Annotated in this window: 8 protein-coding genes; 4 read left to right on the top strand and 4 right to left on the bottom strand. The window is 62.7% G+C overall.

The window, feature by feature from the left end; genetic code table 11:
* Positions 1 to 83, bottom strand: an 83-nt coding sequence (locus J8I87_RS38625) for a CoA transferase (RefSeq protein WP_209937664.1), incomplete at its 3' end; no start/stop codon positions are given.
* A gap of 309 nt (positions 84 to 392) precedes the next feature.
* Here J8I87_RS38625 and sucC point away from each other — a divergent pair.
* Together sucC and sucD are read left to right on the top strand one after the other, a co-directional pair.
* A complete protein-coding gene (sucC, locus tag J8I87_RS38620; protein WP_209937658.1) occupies positions 393 to 1,616 on the top strand; it encodes an ADP-forming succinate--CoA ligase subunit beta in 1,224 nt (407 codons plus the stop codon).
* 1 nt (position 1,617) lies between these two features.
* Complete coding sequence (sucD, locus tag J8I87_RS38615; RefSeq protein ID WP_209937657.1) at positions 1,618 to 2,493, top strand: succinate--CoA ligase subunit alpha; 876 nt, start codon at positions 1,618 to 1,620, stop codon at positions 2,491 to 2,493.
* 77 nt (positions 2,494 to 2,570) lie between these two features.
* On the opposite strand, the gene J8I87_RS38610 is transcribed toward sucD, so the two are convergent.
* Together J8I87_RS38610 and J8I87_RS38605 are read right to left on the bottom strand one after the other, a co-directional pair.
* Entirely contained in the window at positions 2,571 to 3,272 is a 702-nt protein-coding gene (locus tag J8I87_RS38610) for a GntR family transcriptional regulator (RefSeq protein ID WP_409518874.1), read from the bottom strand.
* Positions 3,273 to 3,275: 3 nt separating this feature from the next.
* Positions 3,276 to 3,491 carry a hypothetical protein gene (locus J8I87_RS38605; protein WP_209937655.1) on the bottom strand — a complete coding sequence of 72 codons (216 nt, stop codon included), beginning with the start codon at positions 3,489 to 3,491 and terminating at the stop codon, positions 3,276 to 3,278.
* Between the two features lie 600 nt (positions 3,492 to 4,091).
* Here J8I87_RS38605 and J8I87_RS38600 point away from each other — a divergent pair.
* Complete coding sequence (locus J8I87_RS38600; protein ID WP_209937654.1) at positions 4,092 to 5,495, top strand: OFA family MFS transporter; 1,404 nt, start codon at positions 4,092 to 4,094, stop codon at positions 5,493 to 5,495.
* Positions 5,496 to 5,517: 22 nt separating this feature from the next.
* Positions 5,518 to 5,643 (top strand): oxalate:formate antiporter, encoded by a 126-nt coding sequence (locus tag J8I87_RS38595; RefSeq protein ID WP_209937653.1) that lies wholly within the window; start codon positions 5,518 to 5,520, stop codon positions 5,641 to 5,643.
* 67 nt (positions 5,644 to 5,710) lie between these two features.
* Here J8I87_RS38595 and J8I87_RS38590 read toward each other — a convergent pair whose 3' ends face one another.
* The gene (locus J8I87_RS38590; RefSeq protein ID WP_209937652.1) at positions 5,711 to 6,934 is read right to left on the bottom strand and encodes a sensor histidine kinase; all 1,224 of its coding nucleotides are present in this window, start codon (positions 6,932 to 6,934) and stop codon (positions 5,711 to 5,713) included.
* Positions 6,935 to 6,950: the final 16 nt, after the last annotated feature.

The following is a 6,950-nucleotide window of genomic DNA, read 5'->3' as shown; positions in this document are numbered from 1 at the left end:
CATGCGAGCAGTTGCGTGCAGGTCGGCCCCGATTGCACATGCGTGAAATCGAGAATGCGCACACCGTCGAGTGCCTTACCCATGTTCTGTCCCCTTCCGAGCACGCCGCCTGCTCACCTTTTAGATCGTCCGTGTTCAATACGGTATGTGATATATCAAATCGCTGCAAGCGCTTTCAGTCACGTAAGAGAAATCCCGAAAAGGACGCCAATCGCCTGTTGTGCAAGGCTTTCACATGAAATTAGAGATTAAGGAGCGGCTTCGTAAAGGGAAAACCCCGAGGGGATTGCCGGCTTGATGAACGTTGATATATCACATACCATATTTCTACCCATTGGCCGACCGCCCACTTTCCACGCCGCCAGGCGTCGTCCAACCCAGCGAGGAGACAGGTGAACATTCACGAATATCAGGCGAAGGAATTGTTAAGGCGCTACGGCGTCGCCGTGCCAAACGGGCGCGTCGCGTTCACGCCGCAGGAAGCCGAAGACGCGGCGCTCGCGCTCGGCGGCGCGGTGTGGGTGGTCAAGTCGCAGATTCACGCGGGCGGGCGCGGCGCGGGACACTTCGCCGACGATCCTGACGGCAAAGGCGGCGTGCGCGTCGTCAAATCGGTTAGCGACGTCGGGCTTCATGCAGCGCAAATGCTGTCGCACGTGCTCGTCACGAAACAGACAGGGCCGGCGGGCCGCGAAGTGCAGCGCGTCTATATCGAGGAAGGCTGCGCGATCGAGCGCGAGCTATACCTCGGCATGCTGGTCGATCGCAGCACGTCGCGGATCACGCTGATGGCGTCGACGGAAGGCGGCATGGAAATCGAAGAAGTGGCCGCGCGCACGCCGGAGAAAATCCTCAAGGTCGCGATCGATCCCGCAACGGGTCTGCAACCGTTTCACGCGCGCCAGATCGCGTTCGGCCTCGGCCTGACGGGCGCGCAGATCAAGTCGGCGACGCAGTTCATCGCCAACGCGTACCGCGCGTTCGTCGAACTGGACGCATCGATCGTCGAGATCAATCCCCTCGTCGTCACGCAGCAAGGCGACGTGATCGCGCTCGATGCGAAGGTCAATTTCGACGACAACGCGCTGTTCCGCCACCCCGCCATCGAAGCGTTGCGCGATGAAGCCGAAGAAGACGCGGCCGAACTGGAAGCGGCGAAGCACGGCCTGAACTACGTGACGCTCGACGGCAACATCGGCTGCATGGTGAACGGCGCCGGCCTTGCGATGGCTACGATGGACATCATCAAGCTCTACGGCGGCGAGCCCGCGAACTTCCTCGACGTGGGCGGCGGCGCGACCCGCGAGCGCGTCGCGGCCGCGTTCCGGCTGATTCTGCGCGATCCAAAAGTCGAAGGAATTCTGGTCAACATCTTCGGCGGCATCATGCGCTGCGACGTGATCGCGGAAGGCGTCGTGAGCGCCGCGCGCGAAGTGGACTTGCGCGTGCCGCTCGTGGTGCGGCTGGAAGGCACGAACGTCGAGCTCGGCAAGCAGATTCTGCGCGACTCGGGTCTGCCCATTGTGTCGGCCGACCATCTCGCCGATGCCGCGAGCAAAGTCGTCGCGGCAGTCACGAACAACGCCCACACGGCAGCCGCAACGGAGGCGAACTGACATGGCCGTTCTCATCGATCGCAATACCCGCGTGATCTGCCAGGGCTTCACCGGCTCGCAGGGCACGTTTCACTCCGAGCAGGCGCTCGCGTACGGCACGCAGATGGTCGGCGGCGTGACGCCCGGCAAAGGCGGCTCGACGCATCTGGGGCTGCCCGTCTTCGACACCGTCGCCGATGCCGTCGATGTCACGGGCGCGAATGCATCCGTGATCTACGTGCCGCCGCCGATGGCCGCCGACGCGATTCTCGAAGCCGTCGACGCGGAGATTCCCCTCGTCGTCTGCATCACGGAAGGCATTCCCGTCATCGACATGGTGCGCGTCAAGCGCGCGCTTGCCGGCTCGGCGACGCGCCTGATCGGACCGAACTGTCCGGGCGTCATCACGCCGGGGCAATGCAAGATCGGCATCATGCCGGGCCATATCCACCGTCCAGGCAAGATCGGCGTGGTGTCGCGCTCGGGCACGCTGACCTACGAGGCTGTCGCGCAAACCACGGCGGCAGGCCTTGGACAAACGACCTGCATCGGTATCGGCGGCGACCCCGTCAACGGCACCAACTTCATCGACTGCCTCGAGATGTTCCTCGCCGACGACGATACGCAAGGCATCATCATGATCGGCGAAATCGGCGGCTCGGCCGAAGAGGACGCGGCGCAATTCGTGAAGGATGCGCGCACGCAAAAACCCGTGGTCGGCTTCATCGCCGGCACGAGCGCGCCACCCGGACGCCGGATGGGCCATGCAGGCGCGATCATTTCGGGCGGCAAGGGCACGGCGGGCGCGAAGATCGACGCAATGCGCTCGGCGGGCATTCACGTCGCGCAGTCGCCGGCGGCGCTCGGCGCGACGATGTTGCAGGCGATGCGCCCTTGAAGTACGCCGCTTTGCGGCCATGAGAAAAGCCAGCGGACCTTACGGCCCGCTGGCTTCATTCGGCTTGGATGCGTCGCTCAATCGAGAAAGTCGCAATTCGCTTCGACGAAAGCGGCGAGCCCCAGCGAGTGGTCGCGCACCAGACGCTCGGCGAGTTCCGTATCACGCTTTTCGAGCGCCTCGATGATCCGCAAGTGATCGACGATCGAGCGCGACGCGCGGTCGCTCTGCGAAATCGTCATGCGGCGAATGGCGCGCACGTGGATGAAGATGTTCTTGATCGTGTCGAGAATGATCTGCGACTTCGACAACTCGACGATTGCCTGGTGGAACGCGATGTTCGCGTCCGAGTATTCGGCGATATGCTCGGCGGGCGTCGAGTCGCGGAACTGATCGAACATGTGGCGCAGCTTCGCGATCTCCTCGTCGGTCGCATGCAGCGTGGCGAGACGCGCGGCCATGCTTTCGAGCGCGGCCCACATCTGCACCATCTCGACGATCTCGCGCTTGCTCTTGCGCACGATGTAGATGCCGCGCCGCGGCACCATACGCAGAAAACCTTCCTGTTCCAGCAACGTCATCGCCTCGCGCACGGGCGTGCGGCTTACGCCTAGCGTCTCGCTCAATACGCGCTCGTCGAGGCGAATCTCTTCACGCGACGCGTAAATGTCCGCATCCGCGATGGCCTGACGCAACATCGCGTAGGCCTGATCGCGGAGGCTGGCGCTGTTGCCGATGGGCTGCAGCGCCAGAGGCAGGTTCGGTGCGGGCGTCGCCACTGCTTAGTTCGACGAGCCAACCGCGTTCATCGCGGCTTCGACGCGTGCGCGGTAAGGCGTAGCTTCGCGAACCGCCGCGGCTTCGAGACCGGCGTAACGGCCGTGCTTCGATGCCAGCTCGGCGACATGCAGCGGCACCCAGCGCGTCAGCAGCACGGTAGCGGCCGAACCCAGGCCCACGACAGCGGCGGCAAAGAAAGCAAGCGACACGAAATCCATTTGATGCTCCCGTCAATTGAGTGATTGGATGACTCAATAATATGCTGCGTCGCGGCAAAAATCAAGTATCTTGTATGTGGTATATCAGACAACTGTTGTTCACCGTGAGCAACAATTCCAAGGTAGCACGCCGGGCTGGAACCCGCCACGGCCGCGGGTCCGGCAGCACACTGTATTTTCCGCGCCGACCACGAACTGTGCTTCTAAACGGGTGCTTCACAAAAAAACCGGGGTGCATTCTCATCTCAAAACACGGCCGAGCCGCCTTTCCATGTGCAGTCGCAGCAACCAGCGCGCCTCGGCCGCTTTGGACCCAAACTGAGTGAACGCTCGTGCTGTGTCACGCGGCCACCTGCGGCCTCATGTCGCTTGTAGTCGCTGCATCCCGCTCTGCACAACCGTTTCAGACTGCTCCATATGTATTTAATTCTCATATTGCCAACCTGCGGCCGGACACCTATTGTCTCGCCATTGCCGAAAACGTCAGCGGCGGTGCATCTTTAAATACGTTGCAGCCCAGCCTATGTTTCGAAATTTGCCCGTCTCAGGCTTCGGCAACTGCAACCGATAACAGACGTTCAGCCCGATCGGAGACCGGCCATGAGCAGCATTACTGAGCCCGGCGGCAACGCCCGCTCGCCATCATTCTTTTCAAAACAGGCAACGATCGCCCAACCTGGCTTTTCCCGCTGGATGGTGCCGCCTGCCGCCCTCGCCGTGCATCTGTGCATCGGTCAGGCCTATGCGTTCTCGGTGTTCAACGGGCCGCTCACCAAAGTTATCGGCGTCACGCAGTCCGCGCCGGACGACTGGTCGCTGACCACGCTCGGCTGGATCTTCTCGCTGGCGATCGTCTGCCTCGGCCTGTCGGCGGCGTTCGCGGGCAAGTGGCTCGAAAAAGTCGGCCCGCGCCGCACGATGTTGACGGCCGCGTGCTGCTTCGGCGGCGGCTTCATCGTCTCGGCCATCGGCGTGTGGTTGCACCAGATCGCGCTGCTCTATCTCGGCTACGGCGTGATCGGCGGCATCGGGCTCGGGCTCGGCTATGTGTCGCCCGTGTCGACGCTGATCCGCTGGTTTCCGGACCGCCGCGGCATGGCGACGGGCATGGCGATCATGGGCTTCGGCGGCGGCGCGATGATTGCCGCCCCCCTCTCCGTCACGCTGATGAACCACTTCAAGAGCGCGACGAGCGTCGGCGTGGCCGAAACGTTCATCGTGCTCGGCATTGCGTACTTCATTTCAATGTCGATCGGCGCACTCGCGATCCGCGTGCCGCCCGCCGACTGGAAGCCGGCCGGCTGGACGCCGCCCGCGACCACGACGCAGAAGATGATCACGCGCAACCACGTGCACATCGACCAGGCGCTGAAGACGCCCCAGTTCTACCTGATCTGGCTGGTGCTGTTCCTGAATGTGACGGCGGGCATCGGCATTCTCGGCCAGGCGTCGGTGATGATCCAGGAAAGCTTCAAGAACACGGTGACGGCGGCGGCAGCGGCGGGCTTCGTCGGCCTGCTGTCGCTCTTCAACATGGGCGGCCGCTTCGTGTGGGCATCGGCGTCGGACTACGTGGGCCGCAAGAACACGTATTTCATCTTCTTCGCGCTGGGCGCCGTGCTGTACTGGCTCGTGCCGGACTTCGCCGCGTCGGGCAACATCGCGCTGTTCGTGCTGTGCTACTGCGTGATCCTCTCGATGTACGGCGGTGGCTTCTCGACGGTGCCCGCGTATCTCGCGGACATGTTCGGCACCGCGTACGTCGGCGGCATTCACGGGCGTCTGTTGACGGCGTGGGCGGCCGCGGGCGTCGCTGGCCCTGTGCTCGTCAACTACATCCGTGCCTATCAGGTCGCGCATGGCGTCGCAAAAGCGGACGCATATACGATGACGGTGCACATCATGACGGTGCTGCTCGTGATCGGCTTCATCTGCAACCTGCTGGTCAAGCACGTAAACGAAAAGCACCACATGACGCAAGCGCAGCTCGCGGCCGGCAACTAAGCTCAGACAAAGGAGAAACGCAATGTCGACGCAAACCGCTCATCCGACCAACAAGGGCCTGCTCGCGGTGTTCTGGGTGTATGTTCTGATTCCGCTCGCGTGGGGCGTGACCAACACGCTGCTGCAAGCGATGAAGCTGTTCAGCTAATCGAGGTCTGAACGCAGCTTGCAAAAAGGCCGGGCATCGCTGCCCGGCCTTGTTCTTTTCACCCGGTTCATTGCGCTTCGGCGGCACGCCATTGCAGCGCAAACGTGATTTCGAACGTCGTGCCGACGCCGACCCGCGAGTCGAAGCGCAGCTCGCCACCGAGCATCCGGCACAACTCACTGACGATCGCGAGACCGAGGCCCGCGCCGGGCACGTCGTCTTCGTTGGCGCGCTCGAACTCCTTGAACACGCGCTCGCGATCCGTCGCGCCGATGCCCACGCCCGTATCGGAGACCCGCAGGCACCAGTGCTCGTTGCCGCGCGCGCTGAACTCCAGCGACACCTCGCCCGCTTTGGTGTACTTCGCGGCATTCGTCAGCAGATTGATCGCGATTTGCTTCAGCTTGAGACGGTTCGACTGCACGGACGACAGTTGCCCGTCGAATGATGCATTCAGCTTGAGACCTTTTTCGCGGATGGTGGGACCGCACGAAGCGACCAGCTCGTCGAACAGCGCACGCAGATCGACGCGCTCGATGGCCGCCTGATTCGTGTCGCCGAGCACGACCGAATACTCGACCAGTTCGTCCACCAGCACCTTCATGTCCGCAGCCTGGCGGTTCGCGAGCGCGAGTGCCGCCTCGGTTTTTGCAGGCGCGCGCGCGACGAGCTGCAACGCCATCGAAAACACATTGAGAAAGTTTCGCAAGTCATGCACGACGCTGCGCGTGATCTGCATGCGCGATTCGTGCAGTTCGCCGACCAGCTTCTGTTTGAGCAGCAGCTCGTGGTTGGCGCGCTCGAGCCGTCCCGTGTACTCGTCGATCTTGCGGTCGCGCTCCGTGACGACTTCGCGGATCGACGTGAGCGTGACGAAACTGACGGCCTCGTCGATGAAATAGCGCGCGCGTTCTTCGTGACGCCGCGTGAAGCTCGGGTGCGCCTGGGCAAATTGCACGATCGCGCCCATCAGCACTCGCCGGAACAGTTCGAGTTCCCGCACGAGTTCGTCGATGCGGTAGCCCTGCTTCCAGCGCAGTTTGCCGTGCAGCCTCGCCTTGCGCTCGATTTCAGGCTCGACCTCTTCGAGGTCCTGCTGTTCGAGTGCGCCGCAAATGTCCGCGAGTATATCGGGAACGTGATCCGCCAGTTGCTCGTTCGTCAGCCGGTCGGAATCGGTCAGCTCGACGTCGCTGAATACGGATTTCAGCCAGCGTTCCGTGAGCTCGACCTCGCTCTTGCGGATGTGCTCGGCGAAAACGTGTAGCGGTCGTGAGTGCGTCGTGGTCATGACTGTAGCTCGCGCC

Source organism: Paraburkholderia sp. LEh10, from assembly GCF_017814945.1.
Classification (GTDB): Bacteria; Pseudomonadota; Gammaproteobacteria; order Burkholderiales; family Burkholderiaceae; genus Paraburkholderia.
This window is presented reverse-complemented; position numbering and strand designations above follow the sequence as displayed.